The sequence below is a fragment of the Allohoeflea poritis genome, from assembly GCF_027889715.1.
Classification (GTDB): domain Bacteria; phylum Pseudomonadota; class Alphaproteobacteria; order Rhizobiales; family Rhizobiaceae; genus Hoeflea_A; species Hoeflea_A poritis.
In genome coordinates this window covers 166843-188991 of the sequence record NZ_JAPJZH010000009.1, presented here as the reverse complement: position 1 = coordinate 188991, position 22149 = coordinate 166843, and the positions used below count along the sequence as shown (strand labels likewise).

Annotated in this window: 22 protein-coding genes and 2 tRNA genes; 21 read left to right on the top strand and 3 right to left on the bottom strand. The window is 58.3% G+C overall.

Annotation, left to right across the window (positions count from 1 at the left end; translation table 11 throughout):
• Positions 1 to 118: 118 nt before the first annotated feature.
• Positions 119 to 394, top strand: coding sequence for a DNA-binding protein HupB (gene hupB, locus OOZ53_RS15770; protein ID WP_271090612.1), 276 nt, complete (start codon positions 119 to 121; stop codon positions 392 to 394).
• A 171-nt stretch (positions 395 to 565) separates the two neighbouring features.
• Positions 566 to 1960 carry an MATE family efflux transporter gene (locus OOZ53_RS15765; protein WP_271090669.1) on the top strand — a complete coding sequence of 465 codons (1395 nt, stop codon included), beginning with the start codon at positions 566 to 568 and terminating at the stop codon, positions 1958 to 1960.
• Here OOZ53_RS15765 and OOZ53_RS15760 read toward each other — a convergent pair.
• The gene (locus OOZ53_RS15760) at positions 1951 to 3555 is read right to left on the bottom strand and encodes a GMC family oxidoreductase (RefSeq protein ID WP_271090611.1); all 1605 of its coding nucleotides are present in this window, start codon (positions 3553 to 3555) and stop codon (positions 1951 to 1953) included. The two genes, OOZ53_RS15765 and OOZ53_RS15760, sit on opposite strands and share 10 nt — an antisense overlap.
• Positions 3552 to 4700 carry a mandelate racemase/muconate lactonizing enzyme family protein gene (locus OOZ53_RS15755; RefSeq protein WP_271090610.1) on the bottom strand — a complete coding sequence of 383 codons (1149 nt, stop codon included), beginning with the start codon at positions 4698 to 4700 and terminating at the stop codon, positions 3552 to 3554. The genes OOZ53_RS15760 and OOZ53_RS15755 overlap by 4 nt, the downstream gene beginning before the upstream one ends.
• A gap of 334 nt (positions 4701 to 5034) precedes the next feature.
• Here OOZ53_RS15755 and OOZ53_RS15750 point away from each other — a divergent pair, with 334 nt between their 5' ends.
• A complete protein-coding gene (locus OOZ53_RS15750) occupies positions 5035 to 5187 on the top strand; it encodes a hypothetical protein (RefSeq protein WP_271090609.1) in 153 nt (50 codons plus the stop codon).
• A 16-nt stretch (positions 5188 to 5203) separates the two neighbouring features.
• On the opposite strand, the gene OOZ53_RS15745 is transcribed toward OOZ53_RS15750, so the two are convergent.
• Positions 5204 to 5279, bottom strand: a tRNA-Val gene (locus tag OOZ53_RS15745).
• Positions 5280 to 5490: 211 nt separating this feature from the next.
• On the opposite strand from OOZ53_RS15745, the gene OOZ53_RS15740 reads away from it, so the two are divergent.
• The 18 genes from OOZ53_RS15740 (at position 5491) to nuoK (ending at position 22148) form a co-directional block, all read left to right on the top strand.
• A tRNA-Asp gene (locus OOZ53_RS15740) sits at positions 5491 to 5567 on the top strand.
• 324 nt (positions 5568 to 5891) lie between these two features.
• Positions 5892 to 6776, top strand: a complete 885-nt coding sequence (locus OOZ53_RS15735) for a sce7726 family protein (protein WP_271090608.1) — start codon at positions 5892 to 5894, stop codon at positions 6774 to 6776.
• 5 nt (positions 6777 to 6781) lie between these two features.
• Entirely contained in the window at positions 6782 to 7723 is a 942-nt protein-coding gene (locus OOZ53_RS15730; protein WP_271090607.1) for a sce7725 family protein, read from the top strand.
• Positions 7723 to 8742, top strand: a complete 1020-nt coding sequence (locus tag OOZ53_RS15725) for an RES family NAD+ phosphorylase (RefSeq protein ID WP_271090606.1) — start codon at positions 7723 to 7725, stop codon at positions 8740 to 8742. Before OOZ53_RS15730 ends, OOZ53_RS15725 begins: the two co-directional genes overlap by 1 nt.
• An 863-nt stretch (positions 8743 to 9605) precedes the next feature.
• Positions 9606 to 11168: a hypothetical protein gene (locus OOZ53_RS15720; protein WP_271090605.1), complete on the top strand. Its 1563-nt coding sequence runs from the start codon at positions 9606 to 9608 to the stop codon at positions 11166 to 11168.
• A 418-nt stretch (positions 11169 to 11586) separates the two neighbouring features.
• Positions 11587 to 11952, top strand: coding sequence for an NADH-quinone oxidoreductase subunit A (locus tag OOZ53_RS15715; RefSeq protein ID WP_271090604.1), 366 nt, complete (start codon positions 11587 to 11589; stop codon positions 11950 to 11952).
• A complete protein-coding gene (locus tag OOZ53_RS15710) occupies positions 11943 to 12524 on the top strand; it encodes a NuoB/complex I 20 kDa subunit family protein (RefSeq protein WP_271090603.1) in 582 nt (193 codons plus the stop codon). The genes OOZ53_RS15715 and OOZ53_RS15710 overlap by 10 nt, the downstream gene beginning before the upstream one ends.
• A gap of 14 nt (positions 12525 to 12538) precedes the next feature.
• Positions 12539 to 13141 carry an NADH-quinone oxidoreductase subunit C gene (locus OOZ53_RS15705; protein ID WP_271090602.1) on the top strand — a complete coding sequence of 201 codons (603 nt, stop codon included), beginning with the start codon at positions 12539 to 12541 and terminating at the stop codon, positions 13139 to 13141.
• 24 nt (positions 13142 to 13165) lie between these two features.
• Positions 13166 to 13612, top strand: a complete 447-nt coding sequence (locus OOZ53_RS15700; RefSeq protein WP_271090601.1) for a GFA family protein — start codon at positions 13166 to 13168, stop codon at positions 13610 to 13612.
• Between the two features lie 4 nt (positions 13613 to 13616).
• Entirely contained in the window at positions 13617 to 14807 is a 1191-nt protein-coding gene (locus OOZ53_RS15695; RefSeq protein WP_271090600.1) for an NADH-quinone oxidoreductase subunit D, read from the top strand.
• Positions 14807 to 15064: a hypothetical protein gene (locus OOZ53_RS15690; RefSeq protein ID WP_271090599.1), complete on the top strand. Its 258-nt coding sequence runs from the start codon at positions 14807 to 14809 to the stop codon at positions 15062 to 15064. Before OOZ53_RS15695 ends, OOZ53_RS15690 begins: the two co-directional genes overlap by 1 nt.
• A 2-nt stretch (positions 15065 to 15066) precedes the next feature.
• Complete coding sequence (gene nuoE / locus OOZ53_RS15685; RefSeq protein WP_271090598.1) at positions 15067 to 16029, top strand: NADH-quinone oxidoreductase subunit NuoE; 963 nt, start codon at positions 15067 to 15069, stop codon at positions 16027 to 16029.
• Positions 16030 to 16040: 11 nt separating this feature from the next.
• Complete coding sequence (gene nuoF, locus OOZ53_RS15680) at positions 16041 to 17345, top strand: NADH-quinone oxidoreductase subunit NuoF (protein WP_271090597.1); 1305 nt, start codon at positions 16041 to 16043, stop codon at positions 17343 to 17345.
• Positions 17346 to 17399: 54 nt separating this feature from the next.
• Positions 17400 to 19481, top strand: coding sequence for an NADH-quinone oxidoreductase subunit NuoG (nuoG, locus tag OOZ53_RS15675; protein ID WP_271090596.1), 2082 nt, complete (start codon positions 17400 to 17402; stop codon positions 19479 to 19481).
• Between the two features lie 13 nt (positions 19482 to 19494).
• The gene (gene nuoH, locus OOZ53_RS15670) at positions 19495 to 20547 is read left to right on the top strand and encodes an NADH-quinone oxidoreductase subunit NuoH (protein WP_271090595.1); all 1053 of its coding nucleotides are present in this window, start codon (positions 19495 to 19497) and stop codon (positions 20545 to 20547) included.
• An 18-nt stretch (positions 20548 to 20565) separates the two neighbouring features.
• Positions 20566 to 21054 carry an NADH-quinone oxidoreductase subunit NuoI gene (nuoI, locus tag OOZ53_RS15665; RefSeq protein ID WP_271090594.1) on the top strand — a complete coding sequence of 163 codons (489 nt, stop codon included), beginning with the start codon at positions 20566 to 20568 and terminating at the stop codon, positions 21052 to 21054.
• Positions 21055 to 21206: 152 nt separating this feature from the next.
• The gene (locus tag OOZ53_RS15660) at positions 21207 to 21821 is read left to right on the top strand and encodes an NADH-quinone oxidoreductase subunit J (protein ID WP_271090593.1); all 615 of its coding nucleotides are present in this window, start codon (positions 21207 to 21209) and stop codon (positions 21819 to 21821) included.
• 18 nt (positions 21822 to 21839) lie between these two features.
• Complete coding sequence (nuoK, locus tag OOZ53_RS15655; RefSeq protein WP_271090592.1) at positions 21840 to 22148, top strand: NADH-quinone oxidoreductase subunit NuoK; 309 nt, start codon at positions 21840 to 21842, stop codon at positions 22146 to 22148.
• Position 22149: the final 1 nt, after the last annotated feature.

Genomic DNA, 22149 nt, shown 5'->3' with positions numbered 1-22149 from the left:
TAAAAAACGCCGGATTACAGGGGTTTTCCGCACTGAATCATTGTGATTTTGCGTTTGCAACGTACAATTCCCTTCGACTTTGAGTGAGTCGATTCTTACACACTGAGAGGGTTGGAAAATGAACAAGAACGAACTGGTGGCTGCCGTTGCTGACAAAAGCGGTATGAGCAAGGCTGATGCCGGCTCTGCAGTTGAAGCAGTGTTCGACACCATCACATCCGAGCTGAAGGGTGGCGGGGACGTTCGCCTGGTGGGATTCGGTAACTTCACCGTTTCGCACCGCGAGGCATCGAAAGGGCGCAATCCGATGACTGGCGCGGAAGTGGATATCCCAGCCCGTAACGTTCCGAAGTTTTCGGCCGGCAAGGGCCTGAAGGACGCTGTCAACAGCTAGACACGAACCCGACCCGGTTCATCAGACATGCAGCCCGGCATTCGTGCCGGGCTTTTTCTTTGCACCTCTCCGCGATTGCCGATGTCCGGCATTTGGACTATGGATGAGCCGAACGCGGGACATCGCCCGCCTTCGGTAGCAGCACACATCCTTCGGTGAACCATGGACAGCATGCGCAACCCATCCGGGGAGGGCAGTCAGACCACCCTTTCGTGGGCCGGGCACACCCGGGCGACGCTGGCGTTGGGCATGCCGCTGATCGGCGCCCAGCTGGCGCAGATGGCGATTGGCGTTACCGACACGGTCATGATCGGCTGGCTGGGTGCGCCAGAACTGGCGGCCGCCGTGCTCGGTGCACAGGCATTTTTCCTGTTTTTCATCTTTGGAACCGGCTTCACTCTGGCTGTCATGCCGCTGGCCGCCCAGGCCCACGGCCGCGACGATGTGCGTGGCGTAAGACGGTCCGTGCGCATGGGCATGTGGGTTGTCCTTCTCTACAGCGCCATTGTCATGGTGCCGCTGTGGATGACGGAATCCATATTGCTGGCGCTCGGGCAGCCGGAGGCGACGGCGGCCCTGGCGGGCGACTATATGCGCGTTGCGCAGTGGGCAATGGCGCCCAGCCTGATGATCATGACGTTCCGGTCATATCTGAGCGCGCTCGAACGCGCGCAGGTCGTCCTGTGGGCGACCGTCGCAGGAACGATCGCAAATGCCTTTCTGAACTATATGTTCATTTTCGGCAATTTCGGTGCGCCGCGACTGGAGGTGGTCGGTGCGGCCGTGGCCTCGGTCGGCACGGCAACCGTCACATTCGTGCTGCTGACGCTCTATACGGTCACCCGTGGCGATCTAAAACGCTACCAGTTGCTGGTACGGTTCTGGCGTCCGGACTGGCAGGCCTTTTTCGAGGTCCAGCGCCTCGGCTGGCCGATCAGCGCGACGATCCTGGCCGAGACCAGCCTGTTCGCCGCCTCGTCGGTGATGATCGGCTGGATCGGCACCATCGAACTGGCGGCGCACGGCATCGCTCTTCAGCTCGCGTCCATCGCCTTCATGTTTCCGCTCGGCCTGTCTGGTGCCGCGACCGTGCGTGTCGGCAATGCCTATGGCAGGAAGGACTGGGTGGGGCTTGGCCGCGCGGGCAGCGTTTCGATCGCTCTTGCGATCGCGATCACGCTGTCCCTGGCCGCTGTCTTCTGGATTTTCCCGGAAGCGCTTATCGGGCTTTACCTTGATGAAAGCAATCCGGATGCCGCCGCCGTGCTTCGCCATGCGGTTCCGCTGCTCTTCGTTGCCGCCGCCTTTCAGACGGTGGACGGGCTGCAGGCCATTGGCGCCGGCCTTTTGCGGGGACTGAAGGACACCAAAGTTCCGATGATTTACGCGGTCTTCAGCTATTGGGCAATCGGCATGACCGCAGCCTATCTGCTTGCCTTTTGCTGGGATCTGGGCGCGGTCGGCGTGTGGTGGGGCCTTGCCGTCGGGCTTTTGCTGGCCGCTATCCTGATGAACTGGCGCTTTATGATGCGCGAGCGGCTGGGGCTGGTGGGCGCTCACCCCTGACGGATCATTGCCGAGGCCTTTTCGGCAATCATGAATGTTGCCGCATTGGTGTTGGCCGAAGTGATCTTCGGCATGACCGATGCGTCGACGACACGCAGCCCGCGAATACCCCGGACGCGAAGCTGCGGATCGACCACGGATGTCTCGTCCGCTCCCATGCGGCAGGTGCCGACAAGGTGATAGACCGTGCTCGCGTGTTTTCGAACCGCTGCCAGAATGTCCGCGTCAGACTGCACGTCGGCGCCGGGAATGACTTCCTTGCGCCAGTGATCGGCAAAGGCCGGCTGCCGGTAGATCTCGCGCACGATCTTCATGCCCTCGACCATCACGTCGCGGTCGAGCTGCGAACTGAGGTAGCCGGTCCGGATCAGCGGGTCGGCGAAGGGATCGTCAGAGCCGATCGCGACCGAGCCGCGGCTTTCCGGGTGGCACTGCCAGTAGGATGTCGTGAAGCCCGAATAGCGATGCAGCGGCGTTCCCGGCTTGTCCACGGATAGCGGCATTACAAAGAGCTGCAAATCGGGGCGCGTGCCGTCGGCAAAGCGGGTGCAGACAGCGCCGCCGACCTGTCCGGCTCCGACCGTCAGCGGTCCCTTCGACCATAACAGCCAGTCCAGGCCCATCTTCGCGAGCTTGAAGGGATTGCGCACATGGTCGTTGAGGCTGTCCCTGCGTGAGGACAATTCCACGATCGTGCGCATCTGCAGGTGATCGGCAAGGTTCAGGCCCACTTCCGGAGCGTCCACCTTCACGCTGATGCCGTGCTTTCGCAGCAGATCGGCGGGCCCTATGCCGGACAGCTGCAGGATTTGCGGGCTTTGCACCGCGCCAGCCGCAAGGATGACCTCACGGCTGGCCTGGACCGTTTCGATTTTTCCGCGCCGAACGTATCGAAGTCCAACGGTTCTGTCGCCGTCATAGTCGAGACCAATGACGTGGGCGCGTGTCCTTAATTCGAGGTTCGGCCGCCTCAGTGCCGGATACAAGAAGGACGTGGCGGCGCTGTCGCGCCAGCGCCCGCGCAATGTGAGCTGATACCGGCCAAGGCCGTAGGATGTTTCGCCGTTGAAGTCCGGATTGTCCGGAAGGCCGAACTGGTGCGCAGCCTCCAGCCAGGCATCGCAAGCGGGGTTTTCATTGCGCAGACCGGAAATCTGCAAGGGGCCGTGGGCGCCGCGATATTGCGATGGCGGGCCCGAATAGGTTTCGATGCTTCGGAAGTGGGGCAGGACATCCCGGTGACCCCACCCTGTGGCGCCGAGCGCTTGCCAATCGTCGAAATCTTCCGATTGTCCCCGAATATAGATCAAACCGTTGATCGAGCTGGAACCGCCCACGACGCGGCCGCGAGGCGCGTCCATCCGGCGGCCGGCAATGCCGTCGTCCGGGGCACCCTTATAAAGATGCGATACGCGGCCATCATAGATGGATCTGAAGTAGCCAACCGGCAGGCGCTGCCAGAAACCGCGATCCGACCCGCCGGCCTCCAGAACCAGCACGCGGCAATCCTCATCTTCGCTCAGCCGGGCGGCAAGCACCGAACCGGCTGTTCCGGAGCCGACAATGATGTAGTCAAATTCATCCTGCGCCTTCATAGATGAACGCCGATCTGGTGGGTCTTGTATCTTGCAAGCTCTGGCGGCAGTTCATCACATCCAAGTCCGGGTTTAGACGTTGCGGCCCATGTTCCGGTGCTTCGGTCGATTCCTGATGGTGCAAAAGCCTGCCGCAGCGGATTGGGATTGACATCAACCTCCAGCAATCCATCGCCGCCCACGGCGGCCAGCAGTTCGGTTGAAGCCGACAGGCCAATGCCGCCGCCCAGAAAATGCGGGCAATAGGTCAGGTCCGCCGTCTTTGCCGCGCGGGCAACGGCGAAGCATCCGGAGATGCCGCCCCATTTGGCGATATCCGGCTGAATGAATTTCAGATGTCCGGCTTGGATCGCGTCGGCAAACGCGGTCTTACCGGCGAAGTTCTCGCCGCCGGCCAGCGGTATGTGCGTGGACGCAGCCACATCTTTCCAATGCGCCGACGGAGCATCGGCTGCAATCGGTTCTTCAAGCCAGCCGATCGGAGCGTCGTTCAGAAGCGATAGAAAAGCCATTGCCTGGGTCGCGTTGAACGCCTGGTTTGCGTCCGTATACAGGGTTTCGCCTTTGTCGAGTGTTCCGGCCATCGAACGCACTGCTTGTGCATCGTGCTCCAGATTAAAGCCGACCTTGACCTTGAAGGCCTTGAAACCGTCTTCTCGTGCCCTTGCCAGTCCGGATGGCGCGCTCCCGATATGGATGCCGCTCGCATAGGCGGGGAGACGATCTGCGGCCTCCGGATTGAGAAGTTTGCGCAAGGAAAGATCCGCGGCGCGCGCCTTCATGTCCCAAAGTGCGGTGTCTATCCCAGCGATGGTCTGCCGGAACGGTCCCCATTCGCCGCTTTGCAATGCCCTTATGCGCGTTGCGGTGCTGAGATGGCCGAAGAAATCGGCGGGGTCTTCTACGGTCTGGCCGAGCACCAGTTGTGCAAGATCGCGTTCGATCAGGTTGACCCGGTGTTCGGCGCCGGCGGCTGGCCAGTTGGCAAAAACCTCGCCCCAGCCGAAACAGCCATCCTCGTCCTCCAGTCGCACGAACACCGCCGGTCGATCAGACATGCGGCCGAATGACGTGTCGACCGGGGTCTCGACTGGGCAGCGATAGGCATATGCCTCGATTCTGGCGATGCGGTGGTTTTGAGGCATGAACACTCCTTATGCCCGACAGCAGAATCCGCTTTCGAGCAAACCATAAGAGCACTCATGAGAAATCAAGCGCAACAGATTGCAAGTTCGCAGCGGGTAGAGAGACTACAAATAGCGGTTTCGAGATGCGGCAAGGGTGCTTGATGCTGAGCGCGGCGACCAAATTGCACCGATGGGTATCGTGCCAGTGTCGTGCAAAGCCGGGCCAACACTGCTGAAACAAACGATACGCGAATTTCCCGGACCGACGTCGTACTGAAACCTTCCAGCCGCACATTCCTATCCAGAAGCCGGGACAAATGATCCGGCTGTTCTACAGCGAAAGGAGACCCAGATGCACACTCAGGTTCACGAAACAAAGGCCGCATCCCGCCAGTTCGTACCGGTCAGGATGAAAGTCGTCGACGTCATCAATCCGCACATGCCGAGCAGGGCCGGGCGCTTCGTGCATCCCAATGCCGCTGGCATCTGGTCGGGCCGCTACTGAATAGACATTCGGTGAATGGTGGGCGGTGAGAGACTCGAACTCCCGACATCCTCGGTGTAAACGAGGCGCTCTACCAGCTGAGCTAACCGCCCTTAGAAAAGCTTGGGACCGTTTATGCGCTTCGTTCGGCGAGTGCAAGAGAAAAGACGCGCGCCCGATAAAGTTTTTGTCCGGTACTGACGTCCATTTGAGGAAACGAAAAATTGTCGCCGGATTGTAACAAAAGCGCCGGATGAGTGCTTGACAGGATGGGGGGAACAGCTTAATCCACCGCTCACGTTTTGCAGATTTGCAAGGCCAAGCGCGGGTGTAGCTCAGCTGGTTAGAGTGCCGGCCTGTCACGCCGGAGGTCGCGGGTTCGAGCCCCGTCACTCGCGCCACAATATCAATGGCTTAGCTAATATTGTGCTTCTCTAAATTGTGAACACTGGCCGGTGTTCCTACTTCTGTGCCTATTGATCGCGATTACTTGTCTTTGACTCAGATACCTTCTGCTGAGCGATCACTTTAGCGTCGATAGGCGAATGCCGATACGGATATGAGCAATCTCCCATTGATGAATCGGTTAAGCTTCACTCAGGATGTGCACGCTATCCTGATCTTGTTACCAACGCGTTTTGCGTTCAATGATGATGGGTGAGGGTGTTCATTCAGGCGCGAGTCTGACAATATGCACCAACGCGCAGTGTGCGGAATTACATCGGATGGTTGTTGAAAAATCAAAGCTTGCTGCGGCTACTCGCCTTTTTTCGGCAGCGGTGTTTCACCAGATGGCTCAAAAAGGCAAATCACCCATATTTGCCCGGCTGGTTAAGGAAATTGGCAGAGAGCGGTTGTGCTCTGCAGTTTCAGTATCAGACGCTTTTGATGCTGCCCTGCAATCAATTACAGTACCCGGAAGCCGCAGCGAATACGTTTACAAGAACGCCATTGCCAAAAAAATTCTTCTTGGACGTCACAGTCTGCGCACTGCAGCCATGTTGACTGAAGTTAGGGTAGAAGGAAGCAAAGCAGACGTAGTTGTACTTAATGGCACATCCACGGTGTATGAAATAAAATCGGAGCGAGATAGTCTAAAACGGCTTCCAAACCAGCTTGATTCCTATCTGCGGGCGTTTGCATCCGTGAACGTAATTACATCTGAAGCGCACTTGGATTGCACTTTGGACATTGCGCCTTCTGAAGTCGGCTTACTAGTTCTCAATAGGCAGGGAAAAATAAGCCAAATTAGAGATGCCGTAGATTGCCCGGAGCGAATTAATCCTGCAACACTATTCGAGACATTGAGAATTCAAGAAGCATGCCAGGTTCTATCTGGATTGGGTGTAGCGGTGCCTCAGGTTCCGAACACTGAAAGATTCGGCGTGGTTCAGGAGTTATTCGAGCGTCAAAAACCGGTTGAACTACACGAAGGCGTAATTGCGGTCCTAAGACAATCCCGTACTCAACTTGGACTCCAGAAGTTTTTGTCTAATCTGCCGTATTCTTTGCAGGCTGCGGCTCTTTCCACACCAATCCGCAAAGGCGACCAAGATAGATTGATTGCTGCTGTAGAAACGCCGCTGGTTGAGGCGGAGCACTGGGCCTAGCGAAAATGTATTATCCATACTTCCGTGGGAAACAATACGAGCTAATTACAATCCGAGAAAATGCGGACGTTTTAGCTGCTTCAAACTTTGTGCCAATCGTGGAGCCAGTCAAAGAAGCGCTCAATGGCCTTGAACGAGCACTTACCGCAGTTGGGGATGCTGGAGGTCGCTCTGCAGTTGTTGTTAATCCATACCATGGAGATCATGCCGAGGATGGAGACCGGATAGTCGAATTCTTGCGAGCTGGCCTTTTGGACGCTCTGGATATATCTCCGGCCGTACTTCTGAAGGAGCACTGCACGCTCGAAGAAGCGGTGCAGATCTGCGAAGAGTTTCAGAATGAACAAGTGACACTGGTTCATGCAGGTTTCTCCGACGGTGCAGCGCTCGCTCGGGCTCTCGACGAACGTGTGGCTGATCTCTGTCATGTTTTTCTTGAAGATAGTTGTGGGCGTTTATATCGGAGGCATTTTCAAGGTAACCAAAGAGTCCTTTTGAGAGATGGATTTGAGCGCAGGCGTAATCGCGACCATCCGCCTATGGAGTTTTTTTCTGACCTCCATGTTACCTTTGCGGAAGAAGGAATGAGCGGGTTTGGTGATTTCCTTACGGTCGGAGACGAATACTCGGAGACTGGGGGTCCCGCATATGCCATTGCCATCCATCTGACCTACATAGACCCAGAGCAAGACGAAGCGATGTTCGTTCGTCACTTTCTGTCCCGGAGGCAGGATACCCCGACTGATCCCGCGGGAAAATTTGCGGAAGCGCTGGAGGCGATGATCGCAGTGCTTGATAACGGAGAATCCCCGATTCTTGAATCTAACGCGGTTGGAGAATTCAGACAGTTGCACCGAGATCGCCATTACCCCGGTTTGGGGTATGTGAAAAAGCTGTCGATGCAGCACCATATTGAAACACTCGCTCAATATTTCGAGGAGCAGTAATGCTCTGCTGTGCCCATTGCTTTGACGATATTGGGCTTCGCGATATTTTACCGTCGCTCTACTCAGATGAGGGGAAGTGTGATTATTGCGGATCGAAGAATGTTCAGCTTGTCGAACCAAACAAGTTGTATGATCTGTTCGCATCTGTCACCAACATTTATGAGGAGGCCGACGACGGGCAGGAACTGGTTAGGTGGTTCCGCGAAGATTGGGCCATGTTTGGGCATCCCCGAATGAACGATATTCGGGTCAAGGATTTACTGACCGCGATACTGGGCGGTGCAGGAGCAGTAAGGAAGACATATAAACCATCTGGCAGATTCAAGAGCGACCGTTTAGAACGTTGGGAGCAATTGACGGCGGAACTCCGCAATCGAAACCGCTACTTCCCAGAAATCGAAATTGATTTCTCGCGTCTTGCGGAGTTGTTGAAATTCCTGAAAGCAAGAGACATACAAGATAACTGGTTTCGCGCACGGATTAATGCCGAAGGCGAAGCTTATCCTATTGACAAAATGGGTGCGCCTCCGACGGGCGTTGCCTCACATGGACGTGCGAATCCGCCTGGAATTCCTTATCTGTATGTTGGCTCCACTCCAGAGACTTCTATTGCAGAAATTCGACCACACACTGGAGAAACAGCCACAGTTGCTGAGTTCGAAGTCGATGCAGGTTCTTTGTCTATAGTGGATCTCAGAGACCCCAAACGACTGATCTCTCCGTTTTCTCTAGGCGATGAAGACAAGATAGGCGCGCTGCGCGGCGACATAGGATTTCTTGAAAGGTTAGGAAGCGAGCTCACGCGGCCGGTTAGGCCACAAGCTGCACCTGTTGAATACGTCCCGAGTCAATACCTTTGCGAGTTCATCAAGACATCGGATTGGGACGGAGTGCTTTACTCAAGTTCAGTAAGCGATGGTGTGAATTTAGCGATATTTGATCCAGCTAAAGCAGACCCCAAGCGTATCAAGATGTGGGAGATCGAGAAGGTAACGGTCCAGATCAATCAGACCGCATGATCTGGATCTCCATGTGCCATTTGTCGATCAGTTTTCTAGACGATTTCCTGTCGTTTGATCCATCCACAGCGCTCGATTGTAGTGGAAAAACCGCTGGGGACAACTGTTGATAATTCTTGGCAAAATTAATCCCCTTCAGGCCGTTCAAAAAAGTATGAACGCTTTGTTTGCGTTGTGAAACCGATAGGCCTGTCACGCCGGAGGTCGCGGGTTCGAGCCCCGTCACTCGCGCCACTTTTCCCCTTACAAGATTATCAGACCTTACAGCGCAAACCGCAGGCGCGCGCACGGTGAATCGGCGTGGCCGGCGTTCGGCGCGTCCGCTAGCAGTACTTTGGTGTGTGGTCCAGTATTGTTGCCTTCACTGCCGTTCGCAGGACGGGCTTTCGTAACGTTCGCTACAAATGCCGCCGCTAGACCCATGGTGGACCAGAGCGTTCGCTTCATTTCCGCGACCGGGCCGCCCCAAAATACTGCGTGGCCCGTTGCCATCGTATTTCCAATTTAAGGTCGGTCAAAAACCCGTCGGACAGGCTTGCAGGTCGTGCGTCGGGCACATTTGCCTTTCACATCGCTTTAACAAAACCCGACAAACCTCAGAACAATTGCGATTTTTCTTCGGCCCTAAAGTGCTAGCTGCGAAACGTCTTCTCACAAGTATAATTTGAGTAAATTTATGTATAAAAATTGAATAAAGTTTTATATTATGATATATAACAAATAATAATTACAATTAATATTGACTCATAGATTGCTTGGAGTTGTTATAAATTGTCAGGCGGAGATTAATTGTTGAATAAGCATGTAATTTAACTTCTTGCACGAGGGGGCCACGCGAATGGGAAGCGTGAAAGGGGAGTGCCATGAGGGTATTCAGTCGAATGAGACTGCCAGCCGTGCTGGCAGCTGCCGTGCTGTTTGGCGCGGCGCACGCTGTCGTATGGCCTAGCGTCAGCCTGGCCCAGTCAAACGACGGCGGCAGTCAGAGTGGCGAAAACAGTGGTGGCGGCCAGCAAGGCGGCGGCCAAAAGGGCGGCGGCGGCCAAGGTGGCGGCCAACAGGGCGGTGGCCAAAACGGCGGCGGCGGCCAGGGCGGCGGTCAAGGCGGTGGCCAGGACGCCAGCAACAACGACAATGGCAACCAGGCAGGCAACGGCCGCGGTGGCCGTGGTGGTCGCAGTGCCGACAATAACGACAATGACAACAACGGGCGCAGCGGCCGGGGAGGCCGCAACGGTCGCGATAGCGCCGAAAACGGCAAAAGCGGCAAAGATGGCCGAGGAGGACGTGAAGGTCGCCGAGGCCGCGACAGCGCCGAAAACGGCAAAGGCGGCAAGCACGGCCATCACGGTCGTGGTTTCGGCAAAGGCAAGGGTGGCAAACACGCGCACCAGGGCCGTGGCTTTGGCAACAAGAACGGTCGCGACAACAATGGCTGGGACGGCCGGGGTCGTGGCAAACATGGCTGGAAAGGCCGTGACCGTGGCGACAATGGCTGGAACGGTCGTGGCAAAGGGCGCGGTGACAAAGGTCGCTTTAGCCGAAACGGCCGCCATAACAAGCATGGCGGTTGGGACGATGCCCGTACGCCCGGAAAATTCGGCAAGGGCAAAGACCGCGATCGTCGGAACGACGGAGACCGCAGCCGCTCCAAGCGCGACGGTGGTTGGAAGCAACATGCCGACAAGCATCACTACAAGCACCGTTCCGGCAAACGGGACAAGGACCGGCGCCACAGCGGTCGCGACAAGCGCAAAGACAAGGAATATGGCGACAGGAGAAATCGCCAGAAGTCAAAGCGCGACAGCGATCGTCGTCATACCAAGAGGGACGATTGGAAGCGTCACGCGGACAAACATCACTACAAGCACCGTTCCGGAAAGAAAGACAAGGATCGGCGCCGCGGTGAAAACGACAAGCGTAAGGATCGCAAGTATGGCGACAGCAAGAAGCGCCGCGAAGGTCCGCGCGATGATCAGCGTCGCTACAGCAAAAAGAATGGCGATCACAAGTTCGGCAAAAAGGACTGGAATCGCGAGCGGCACTACGCCAAGAACAGGGACGGCCGCAAGGACCGTGACCGTGTAGAACGCGATCGCAAGCGTGGCGACGAATGGGAGCGTGGCAAGAAGAGCAAGCATGCTTACGGCAAGAAACGCGATTCCGAGAAAAAGTTCGGCAAGCGGCATGGTCCGAAGAAGCATGTGCACAAGCATCATGGTAAAAAGAAGAAACATGCCTACAAGCATCATGGCAAAAAGAAGAAGCACGCCAAGAAGCACGACAAGAAGCGCAAATATGCCAAGAAGCACAAAAAACATAAGAAAAAGCGCAAGCACCGTCGCAAGAAGCCGGAGCCGGACCTGGTCATAGAGCCAGTCGATTGTGAACGGCTCCTGGTCGATGGCACGGTCGTCTGCCGGTAGGCCATCCCGGAATGGAGGCAACGTCAGCAAACTGAACTGATATTGCATCCCGCAGGAAACAAAGCGTCCGCCAGAACCCTGGCGGGCGCTTTTTCGTCTTCGGCCGCGTTCGCCTAGCATTTCAGGCGCTTCCGGCAGCACTATTTTACGTTGGGCACAGGCAACAATACGCGCACCCGAATTCCATTCCCGATCGCTGCGCACTGCCGACCCGGGCTGCGTCGTTTTGCCCACCCTTAGGAGCGGGGAGGCGCCGGTTGTTTGCGCGGGTTTTGCAGTGCACTATCGCAATGGTCAATTCGTCGCATTTATCTGTTTGAGCGGGGGCAATTGCGTTGACTGAGCGGGCTTTATGTGTAAACCGGCACATTGGAACCATTCGCGACTGCAACAGCCGCGAAGCAGCAAGGAAACCGAGATGACTGAACTGTTGAGTTCTTATCTTCCCATAGTGGTTTTTCTGGGCCTGTGTCTGGTAATCGGACTTGCACTTCTGATCGCTCCGTTTCTGGTGGCGCACAAGGCGCCCGATTCGGAAAAGCTCTCGGCCTATGAGTGCGGTTTCAATGCATTCGACGATGCACGGATGAAGTTCGATGTCCGGTTCTATCTGGTGGCGATCCTGTTCATCATCTTCGATCTGGAAGTGGCGTTTCTTTTCCCTTGGGCGGTTTCCTTCGGCGGTATCGGCTGGTTCGGTTTCTGGTCGATGATGGTGTTCCTGGCAATCCTCACCGTCGGCTTTATCTATGAATGGAAAAAGGGAGCGCTAGAATGGCAGTAGGCGACGGCAGCTCCACGCTGGTTGCCCCGCAGCCGCGCGGCATCGTGGACCCGGCCACCGGTAAGCCCGCCGGATCGGATGATCCTTTCCTCGGCGAGATCAACGACGAACTGGCGGATAAGGGTTTTCTGGTTACGTCCACGGATGAGTTGATCAACTGGGCGCGGACGGGATCGCTTATGTGGATGCAGTTCGGCCTGGCGTGCTGCGCGGTCGAGATGATCCAGATGGCGATGCCGCGTTACGACGCGGAACGTTTCGGCTTTGCGCCGCGTGCGACGCCCCGGCAGTCCGATGTGATGATCGTCGCCGGCACTCTGACCAACAAGATGGCTCCGGCCATGCGTAAGGTCTACGACCAGATGCCGGAGCCGCGCTACGTCATTTCCATGGGCTCCTGCGCCAATGGCGGCGGCTACTACCACTATTCCTACTCGGTGGTGCGCGGCTGCGACCGTGTCGTTCCCGTCGATATCTACGTTCCGGGCTGCCCGCCGACTGCTGAGGCGCTTTTGTACGGTGTTATGCTCCTGCAAAAGAAAATCCGGCGTACCGGTACCATCGAACGATAGGAAAGGCCGGTTTCATGAGTGAAGCGCTGAACGAACTGGCGTCCTATCTGACCGAACGCAAGGGCGAGTACATTACAGGTTCGGAAATTCGCTATGGCGAATTGACCATCGGCACAACGCCGGAGAATGTCATAGCGTTGCTGACATTCCTGCGTGACGACGCCCAGTGCCAGTTCATCAACTTCACCGATATCTGCGGCGTCGACTGGCCCTCACGGATGCGCCGCTTCGACGTTGTTTACCACCTGCTTTCTCCGCGTCAGAACATGCGTATCCGGGTCAAGCTCGAAGTCGGGGAGGAAGAGACCGTTCCTTCCGCCACCTCGGTTTTTCCGGGCGCCGACTGGTTCGAACGCGAGGCCTATGATCTTTACGGCATCCTGTTTACCGGTCATCCGGACCTGCGGCGCATCCTGACCGACTACGGCTTTGAAGGACATCCGCTTCGAAAGGATTTTCCCCTCACGGGCTTTGTCGAGGTTCGCTACGACGATGAGGTCAAGCGCGTCGTCTACGAGCCGGTCCAGTTGAAGCAGGAATTCAGGAATTTCGATTTTCTGTCTCCCTGGGAGAGCACCGACTATGTGCTTCCGGGGGACGAGAAGGCCGATGAATAGGGAACCGTCGAGAAAGACCAGGATATGAGCGACGAGACGTCAAAAGCTCAGGGTGAAAGACTGAAGGCGCAATGCCTTTGCGGCGCCGTGCGCTTCTCTGCCGTTCCGGTCAACGCCGATACCAGCGTGTGCCATTGCCATATGTGCCAGCGATGGGCTGCCGGGCCGTTCTTTGGTGTGCACTGTCAGGATAGCGTTGAATTCGAGCAGAGCGATGACCTGGTGCGCTACGAGTCCTCGCAATGGGCCGAGCGCGGATTTTGCCGGAAATGCGGAACCTCACTGTTCTGGAACCTCCGCGGCAAGGCGGACTACCATGTTTCCTTGACGGCTTTCGAGCCGAGGCCCGACGCCCGGTTCAGCGATGAGATTTTTATCGACGAGAAGCCGGACTGCTATGCATTTGCCAATGACACCAGGAAACTGACCGGAGCACAGGTGTTCGAAATGTTTGCCGAAGGGCAGGAATGACACGATGACGGAACACGACGTTCGCAACTTCAACATCAATTTCGGTCCGCAGCATCCGGCCGCGCACGGTGTTTTGCGGCTGGTCCTGGAACTCGACGGGGAAGTTGTCGAACGCGTCGACCCGCATATCGGCCTGCTTCATCGCGGCACGGAAAAACTCATCGAGACGAAGACTTATCTTCAGGCCGTTCCTTATTTCGATCGTCTCGACTATGTCGCGCCGATGAACCAGGAGCACGCGTTCGCGCTGGCCGTCGAGCGCCTGCTCGAGGTCGAGGTGCCGATGCGCGGCCAGCTTATCCGCGTGCTCTATTCCGAGATCGGCCGGATCTTGTCGCATCTTCTCAACGTCACGACCCAGGCGCTGGACATCGGTGCGCTGACGCCGCCGCTATGGGGTTTCGAGGAACGCGAAAAACTGATGGTGTTCTATGAGCGGGCCTGCGGAGCGCGCCTGCACGCGGCTTATTTCCGGCCGGGCGGCGTCCACCAGGACCTGCCGCCTGATCTGGTCGAAGACATCGGTAACTGGTGCGATCCGTTCCTCAAGGTATGCGACGATATCGAAGGTTTGCTCACCGACAACCGTATCTTCAAGCAGCGCAATGTCGATATCGGCGTGGTCGAGCTGGACGATTGCTGGGCCTGGGGATTTTCGGGTGTGATGGTGCGCGGTTCCGGCGCGCGCTGGGATCTGCGTCGGGCGCAGCCCTATGAATGCTACAGCGACATGGAATTCGAGATCCCGATCGGCAAGAATGGCGACTGCTATGACCGCTATCTGATCAAGATGGAAGAGATGCGGCAGTCGGTCCGCATCATGCGGCAGTGCGTCGAGCGGCTTCTCGGCGACCACCGAACGGGACCGGTTTCCTCGACGGATGGCAAGATCGTGCCGCCGAAGCGCGGCGAGATGAAGCGCTCGATGGAAGCGCTGATCCACCACTTCAAGCTCTACACCGAAGGCTATCACGTGCCGGAAGGCGAAGTGTATGCCGCGGTCGAGGCGCCGAAAGGGGAATTCGGCGTTTATCTTGTTTCCGACGGAAGCAACAAACCCTATCGATGCAAGATCAAAGCGCCCGGTTATGCGCATCTTCAGGCGATGGACTTCATCTGCCGCAATCACATGCTGGCCGATGTTTCCGCGATTCTTGGCTCGATCGATATCGTCTTTGGAGAGGTGGATCGCTGATGACCAGAACAATCCTCAAAGCGGCCTTGTGCATTGCCGCCCTGACGGGCGCGGCGCAAGTGGCGGCTGCCCAGTCCTCCGGCAGCGCGGACGCGACCATGCAGGCCCTGCTGCGTGACGGCTTCGAGATCAAGGCAATGGCGCCCAATGGCAGCCAGTATGTCGTGCTGCTGCAAAAGGACAAGGCCGCCTATGCGTGTGAGTTCGTGACGGTCACCAACTCGCGGTGCCGTGCCATCAACAGTGAGTCCGAATAAGTATGTCCGTCCGCCGTCTTGCAGAAGAGTCCGTCCAGCCCGCTGAATTCAAGTTCAGCCGCGACAATGCCGCGTGGGCAAAGGCGACCATCAAGAAATACCCGAAAGGCCGTCAGCAATCGGCGATCATTCCGTTGCTCATGCGCGCGCAGGAGCAGGATGGCTGGGTGACCAAGGCGGCGATCGAGTACATGGCCGACATGTTGGAGATGCCGTATATCCGCGCGCTGGAAGTGGCGACCTTTTACACGCAGTTTCAGCTCAAGCCGGTTGGAACAAAGGCGCATGTCCAGGTATGCGGCACCACTCCTTGCATGCTGCGGGGCTCCGAAGAGCTGATCCGCGTGTGCAAGAACAAGATCAACGCACAGCCCTTCGAGACGAATGAATCCGGAACGCTGTCGTGGGAAGAGGTCGAATGCCAGGGCGCATGCGTGAATGCGCCGATGGTGATGATCTTCAAGGATGCCTATGAGGACCTGACGCCCGAGCAACTGGCGGATATCATAGACACGTTCGAGGCCGGCGAGGGCGAATCCGTCACTCCGGGGCCCCAGAACGGCCGGCACCTTTCGGCGCCCATCGGCGGACTGACGACGCTTGCCGGCGGTGACAGCGGACCTGCGGCGAAAACGAAAGAACCGGCTGCCAAGCCGGCACCTGCTGCCGCTCCGGCCAAGCAGGTGGAAGGAAAGCAGCCAGCCGCCATGGAAGAGCCGGCGGACAAGGACGACCTCAAGATGCTCTCCGGCGTCGGTCCCAAGATCGAAACGGTGCTTCATTCGATCGGCATCTTCAAGTTCGAGCAGATTGCCGGCTGGAAGGAAGAAGAGCGTGCCTGGGTCGATGGCTTCCTGAAATTCAAGGGCCGCATCGAGCGTGAGGAATGGGTCAAGCAGGCCGATGCGCTCGCCAGGGGCGGCGTCGAGGAATATGTCCGCGTCTTCGGCAAGAAACCGCGGTAAAGGGGCATAAAATGCTGCAGGACAAGGATCGCATCTTTACCAACATATACGGCCTGAAGGACAAGAGCCTGAAGGGCGCGATGTCGCGTGGCCACTGGGACGGCACCAAGGGACTCATTGAAAAGGGCCGCGACTGGATCATCGACGAGATGAAGACATCGGGCCTGCGCGGCCGCGGCGGTGCCGGCTTCCCGACCGGGCTGAAATGGTCCTTCATGCCGAAGGAATCCGACGGAAGGCCGCACTACCTCGTCGTCAACGCGGACGAATCCGAGCCCGGCACCTGCAAGGATCGCGACATCATGCGCAACGATCCGCACACGCTGATCGAGGGCTGCGTGATCGCCGGTTTCGCCATGGGTGCGCATACGGCTTACATCTATATCCGCGGCGAGTACATACGCGAGCGCGAGGCGCTGCAGGCGGCCATCGACGAATGCTACGATGCCGGCCTGCTCGGCAAGAACAACAAATGCGGTTGGGATTTCGACGTCTACGTCCATCACGGCGCCGGCGCCTATATCTGCGGCGAGGAAACGGCTCTGCTCGAAAGCCTTGAGGGCAAGAAAGGGCAGCCGCGCCTGAAACCGCCATTTCCGGCCAATGTCGGCCTCTATGGCTGTCCGACGACGGTCAACAATGTGGAATCCATCGCGGTGGCGCCGACCATTCTGCGGCGCGGCGGTGCCTGGTTCGCGAGTTTCGGCAAGCCGAACAATCACGGCACCAAGCTTTTCTGCGTTTCCGGCCACGTCAATCAGCCGGCGACCTTCGAGGAAGCGATGTCGATCCCGTTCCGCGAATTGATCGACCGGCATTGCGGTGGAATTCGTGGCGGCTGGGACAATCTGCTGGCGGTGATTCCCGGCGGCTCGTCGGTTCCTTGCGTTCCCGCCGAACAGATCATCGACTGCCCGATGGATTTCGACAGCTTGCGCGACCTCAAATCCGGTCTCGGAACGGCCGCGGTGATCGTCATGGACAAGTCCACCGACATCATCAAGGCGATTGCGCGGCTGGCGCATTTCTACAAGCACGAAAGCTGCGGCCAGTGCACGCCGTGCCGCGAAGGCACCGGCTGGATGTGGCGGGTCATGGAGCGCATGGCCACCGGCAATGCGCACAAGAAGGAAATCGACATGCTCTTCGACGTGACCAAGCAGGTCGAAGGGCACACCATATGCGCGCTCGGCGATGCCGCGGCATGGCCGATCCAGGGGCTGATCCGGCATTTCCGGCCGGAGATGGAAAAGCGCATCGATGAATATACGCGGAAGAATTCCGGCGACGCGCCGGCGCTCGAGGCGGCCGAATAGGCGCGACGGGCAGGAGACGGGGCGAATGCGGGCGACCGCGGAACTGGACGGACGATGGCTAAGATCAAGGTAGACGGGAACGAGATTGAGGTGCCGGATCACTACACGCTCTTGCAGGCGTGCGAGGAGGCCGGCGCGCAGGTTCCGCGTTTCTGTTTTCATGAGCGGCTGTCGATCGCCGGCAACTGCCGCATGTGCCTTGTCGAAGTAAAGGGCGGACCGCCCAAGCCCGCCGCGTCCTGCGCGATGGGCGTGCGCGATCTTCGTCCGGGACCGGATGGCGAGCCGCCGGAAGTCTTCACCAATACGCCGATGGTCAAGAAGGCACGCGAAGGCGTGATGGAGTTCCTGCTGATCAACCATCCGCTCGACTGCCCGATCTGCGACCAGGGCGGCGAGTGCGACTTGCAGGACCAGGCCATGGCCTTCGGGGTCGATTCCTCGCGCTTCCACGAAAACAAGCGCGCCGTCGAAGACAAATATATCGGGCCGCTGGTCAAGACCATCATGACCCGCTGCATCCACTGCACGCGCTGCGTCCGCTTCACCACGGAAGTGGCGGGCATTTCGGAACTCGGCCTTATCGGCCGCGGTGAGGACGCCGAGATCACCACCTATCTCGAACATGCCATGACGTCGGAACTGCAGGGCAATGTCATCGATCTTTGCCCGGTCGGAGCGCTGACGTCCAAGCCCTATGCCTTCCAGGCGCGTCCGTGGGAGCTCAACAAGACCGAAACGATCGACGTCATGGATGCCTGCGGATCGGCGATCCGCGTCGACACGCGCGGTCGCGAGGTGATGCGCATCATGCCCCGGGTAAACGAGGCGATCAACGAGGAGTGGATTTCCGACAAGACCCGCTTCGTCTGGGACGGCCTGAAGACCCAGCGCCTCGACCGGCCCTTCGTCAAGAAGGACGGCCGGCTGCAGCCGGTGAGCTGGCAGGAAGCCTTCGGCGCGGTCAAGAATGCCGTCGCGGGCGTATCCGGCGACCGCATCGGAGCGATTGCCGGCGATCTTGCGACCGTCGAGGAAATGTTCGCGCTCAAGCAGCTCATGGCTTCGCTCGGCTCGCAGAATGTCGATTGCCGGCAGGACGGCAGCAAGCTCGATCCCTCGCTCGGCCGCGCCAGCTATCTGTTCAACCCGACCATCGAGGATATCGAGGATGCCGACGCCCTGCTGATCGTCGGTGCCAATCCGCGCTATGAAGCCTCGGTGCTGAATGCGCGCATCCGCAAGCGCTGGCGCATGGGCGATTTCCCGATCGCGCTGATCGGCGAGCAGGTGGACCTGCGCTACGACTATGAGTATCTCGGCGCCGGTCCCGAAACCCTGTCGGAGATCGTCAGCGGCGCCGGCAAGTTTGCCGCAAAGCTCAAGCGTGCCAAGAAGCCGATGATCATCATCGGCCAGGGCGCGGTTGCGCGGGCCGACGGCGCCGCGGTCCTGTCGCAGGCAGCCAAGCTTGCTGAAACTGTCGGCGCGGTTTCCGGCGACTGGAATGGGTTCGCGGTTCTTCATACGGCAGCCGGCCGTGTCGGCGGTCTTGATGTCGGGTTCGTTCCGGGTGAGGGCGGAAAGCCTGCCGAGGCCATGCTCACCGACACCGACGTGCTGTTCCTTCTCGGCGCCGACGAACTCGACATGACGAAACGCCAGGGCGGTTTCACCATCTATATCGGCAGCCACGGCGATGTCGGCGCTCATCATGCCGATATCATTCTGCCGGCGGCGGCCTATACGGAAAAAGCAGGCATCTACGTCAATACGGAAGGCCGCGTGCAGTATGGCCTGCGCTCGGCTTTCGCGCCCGGCGAGGCCAAGGAAGACTGGGCGATCCTGAGAGCGCTGTCCGATGTTCTCGGTCACAAACTTGGCTATGATTCGCTGCATCAGCTGCGCTCGGCGCTCTTTGATGCGTATCCGCATTTTGCCGACACCGATGTCGTGGCGCCGGCGGACATTGCCGACATAACGAAGCTGGCAGCCATGGGCGGCACGTTCGGCGGGGACGGCTTCCAGTCCACCGTGACGGACTTCTACCTGACAAATCCAATCGCCCGGGCATCCGCGGTCATGGCGGAGTGCTCGGCACTCGCCCGCGAAGCCGGCAAGATCGCAGCCGAATAGGGACACGGACCAGATGACATTCGACACGTTCATCACAAACTATGTCTGGCCGACCTTGATCATGCTCGGTCAGTCGTTGTTGCTGCTGGTCGCGCTGCTGATCTTCATCGCCTACATCCTTTATGCGGACCGCAAGGTCTGGGCTGCGGTGCAGATGCGGCGCGGTCCGAATGTCGTCGGCCCGTGGGGGCTGCTTCAGTCCTTTGCCGACTTTTTCAAGTTCGTGTTTAAAGAGCCGATCATCCCGGCGGGCGCCAACAAGGGCGTGTTCCTGCTGGCGCCGCTCATCTCGGTTACCCTGGCACTGGCGGCCTGGGCGGTCATACCCGTCAACGAAGGCTGGGCCGTCGCATCGATCAATGTCGGTATTCTCTATGTTTTCGCTATTTCCTCGCTGGAGATCTACGGCGTGATCATGGGCGGCTGGGCGTCCAATTCGAAATATGCCTTTCTGGGCGCGCTGCGGTCGGCGGCGCAGATGGTATCTTATGAGGTGTCCATCGGTTTCGTGATCATCACCGTTCTGCTGTGTGTCGGCTCGCTCAACCTGACCGAGATCGTGCTTTCCCAGCAAACAGGTCTCGGCACGATGCTCGGGCTGCCCAACAGCTTCCTGGATTGGCACTGGCTGGCGCTGTTCCCGATGTTCATCGTGTTCTTCATTTCGGCGCTGGCAGAGACCAACCGGCCGCCCTTCGACCTGCCGGAGGCCGAGTCCGAACTGGTCGCCGGTTTCATGGTCGAATACGGCTCGACGCCGTACCTGCTGTTCATGCTCGGCGAATATGCCGCCATCGTCCTGATGTGCGCACTCACGACGATCCTGTTCCTGGGCGGCTGGCTGCCGCCGTTCGATGTCTGGTTCCTGAACTGGATTCCCGGCGTCTTCTGGTTCGTCCTCAAGGTCTGTTTCGTCTTCTTCATGTTCTCCATGGTGAAGGCGTTCGTGCCGCGCTATCGCTACGACCAGCTCATGCGCCTCGGCTGGAAGGTGTTCCTGCCGCTGTCGCTGGCGATGGTCGTGATCGTCGCATTCGTCCTCAAACTGACCGGCTGGTCCGCCTGAACCGGGAGATCAAGGGAAATGTCGCTCGCACAAGCCGCAAAGTCAGTCTTCCTGAAGGAATTCGCCGGAGCATTCCTGCTTTCGATGCGCTACTTCTTCGCGCCCAAGGCGACGGTGAACTATCCTTACGAAAAAGGACCGGTCAGCCCGCGCTTTCGCGGCGAACATGCGCTGCGCCGTTATCCGAACGGCGAGGAGCGCTGCATCGCCTGCAAGCTGTGCGAAGCGATCTGTCCGGCACAGGCAATCACAATCGAGGCCGGACCGCGCCGCAATGACGGCACGCGGCGCACCGTGCGCTACGACATCGACATGGTCAAATGCATCTATTGCGGCTTCTGCCAGGAGGCCTGTCCGGTGGATGCGATCGTTGAAGGGCCGAACTTCGAATTCGCTACCGAGACACGCGAGGAGCTGTACTACGACAAGGACAAGCTGCTCGACAATGGCGACCGGTGGGAGCGGGAACTCGCCCGCAACATTGAAATGGACGCTCCCTACCGGTGAGCGTCACAGCGGACCGCGGAGGCGGCGGTCCGGCATCCAACCGGTCCGTAGGGGCCGGGAACTGAAATTTGCCGCCGGGCACTCCGGCGGTCCATCTGCGGAAGCCCGTGTTTTCCTCTCGGGCTTCGGGGGAAAATAAAAAGGCACAGATCATGGGTCTCCAGGCTCTGTTTTTCTACCTGTTCTCGGCGATTGCCATTGCCTCGGCCTTTATGGTCATTTCGGCGCGCAATCCCGTGCACTCGGTGTTGTTCCTGATCCTGACATTTTTCAATGCGGCGGGACTGTTCCTTCTGACCGGCGCAGAGTTCCTGGCGCTCATTCTGGTGGTTGTCTATGTCGGTGCTGTCGCGGTCCTGTTCCTGTTCGTCGTCATGATGCTGGACATCGATTTTGCCGAGCTTCGCTCGGGCGTCCTGGAATATGCGCCCGTCGGCGCCCTGATCGGATTTATCCTGGCGGCGGAACTGGTGCTCGTTCTTGCCGGCAACGCCTTTACCGTCGAGCCGGTAGCCAATCCCGCGCAACCCATTCCCGATCTCAACCAGGTGACCAATATCCAGGCGCTCGGCGATATCCTCTACACAGACTATGTTCACTTCTTCCAGGCTGCAGGGATGATCCTGCTCGTGGCAATGATCGGCGCGATCGTGCTGACGCTGCGTCACAAGGAAAGCGTCAAGCGCCAGGATGTTTCCCAACAGGTTGCCCGTTCGCCGGAGACCGCCATCGAGGTGGTCGACGTCAAGCCCGGACAGGGCATCTAGGCGGGGTTAGGAACAGACATGGAAATCGAACTTTCCCATTATCTCACGGTCGCCGCCATCCTGTTCACGCTGGGTGTGTTCGGCATATTCCTGAACCGCAAGAACGTCATCGTCATCCTGATGTCGATCGAACTGATCCTCCTGGCCGTCAATCTCAATTTCGTGGCGTTCTCCGAACACCTCAACGACCTTGTCGGCCAGGTCTTCGCGCTCTTCGTCCTGACGGTCGCGGCGGCGGAGGCGGCCATCGGACTGGCGATCCTCGTGGTCTTTTATCGCAACCGCGGCTCCATCGCGGTTGAAGACGTCAACATGATGAAGGGCTGAG

Bases quoted from the DNA above. Each gene is read 5' to 3' on its own strand.
- hupB (WP_271090612.1), top strand. From the start codon at position 119: ATGAACAAGAACGAACTGGTGGCTGCCGTTGCTGACAAAAGCGGTATG.
- OOZ53_RS15765 (WP_271090669.1), top strand. From the start codon at position 566: ATGCGCAACCCATCCGGGGAGGGCAGTCAGACCACCCTTTCGTGGGCC.
- OOZ53_RS15760 (WP_271090611.1), bottom strand. From the start codon at position 3,555: ATGAAGGCGCAGGATGAATTTGACTACATCATTGTCGGCTCCGGAACA.
- OOZ53_RS15755 (WP_271090610.1), bottom strand. From the start codon at position 4,700: ATGCCTCAAAACCACCGCATCGCCAGAATCGAGGCATATGCCTATCGC.
- OOZ53_RS15750 (WP_271090609.1), top strand. From the start codon at position 5,035: ATGCACACTCAGGTTCACGAAACAAAGGCCGCATCCCGCCAGTTCGTA.
- OOZ53_RS15735 (WP_271090608.1), top strand. From the start codon at position 5,892: ATGGTTGTTGAAAAATCAAAGCTTGCTGCGGCTACTCGCCTTTTTTCG.
- OOZ53_RS15730 (WP_271090607.1), top strand. From the start codon at position 6,782: ATGTATTATCCATACTTCCGTGGGAAACAATACGAGCTAATTACAATC.
- OOZ53_RS15725 (WP_271090606.1), top strand. From the start codon at position 7,723: ATGCTCTGCTGTGCCCATTGCTTTGACGATATTGGGCTTCGCGATATT.
- OOZ53_RS15720 (WP_271090605.1), top strand. From the start codon at position 9,606: ATGAGGGTATTCAGTCGAATGAGACTGCCAGCCGTGCTGGCAGCTGCC.
- OOZ53_RS15715 (WP_271090604.1), top strand. From the start codon at position 11,587: ATGACTGAACTGTTGAGTTCTTATCTTCCCATAGTGGTTTTTCTGGGC.
- OOZ53_RS15710 (WP_271090603.1), top strand. From the start codon at position 11,943: ATGGCAGTAGGCGACGGCAGCTCCACGCTGGTTGCCCCGCAGCCGCGC.
- OOZ53_RS15705 (WP_271090602.1), top strand. From the start codon at position 12,539: ATGAGTGAAGCGCTGAACGAACTGGCGTCCTATCTGACCGAACGCAAG.
- OOZ53_RS15700 (WP_271090601.1), top strand. From the start codon at position 13,166: ATGAGCGACGAGACGTCAAAAGCTCAGGGTGAAAGACTGAAGGCGCAA.
- OOZ53_RS15695 (WP_271090600.1), top strand. From the start codon at position 13,617: ATGACGGAACACGACGTTCGCAACTTCAACATCAATTTCGGTCCGCAG.
- OOZ53_RS15690 (WP_271090599.1), top strand. From the start codon at position 14,807: ATGACCAGAACAATCCTCAAAGCGGCCTTGTGCATTGCCGCCCTGACG.
- nuoE (WP_271090598.1), top strand. From the start codon at position 15,067: ATGTCCGTCCGCCGTCTTGCAGAAGAGTCCGTCCAGCCCGCTGAATTC.
- nuoF (WP_271090597.1), top strand. From the start codon at position 16,041: ATGCTGCAGGACAAGGATCGCATCTTTACCAACATATACGGCCTGAAG.
- nuoG (WP_271090596.1), top strand. From the start codon at position 17,400: ATGGCTAAGATCAAGGTAGACGGGAACGAGATTGAGGTGCCGGATCAC.
- nuoH (WP_271090595.1), top strand. From the start codon at position 19,495: ATGACATTCGACACGTTCATCACAAACTATGTCTGGCCGACCTTGATC.
- nuoI (WP_271090594.1), top strand. From the start codon at position 20,566: ATGTCGCTCGCACAAGCCGCAAAGTCAGTCTTCCTGAAGGAATTCGCC.
- OOZ53_RS15660 (WP_271090593.1), top strand. From the start codon at position 21,207: ATGGGTCTCCAGGCTCTGTTTTTCTACCTGTTCTCGGCGATTGCCATT.
- nuoK (WP_271090592.1), top strand. From the start codon at position 21,840: ATGGAAATCGAACTTTCCCATTATCTCACGGTCGCCGCCATCCTGTTC.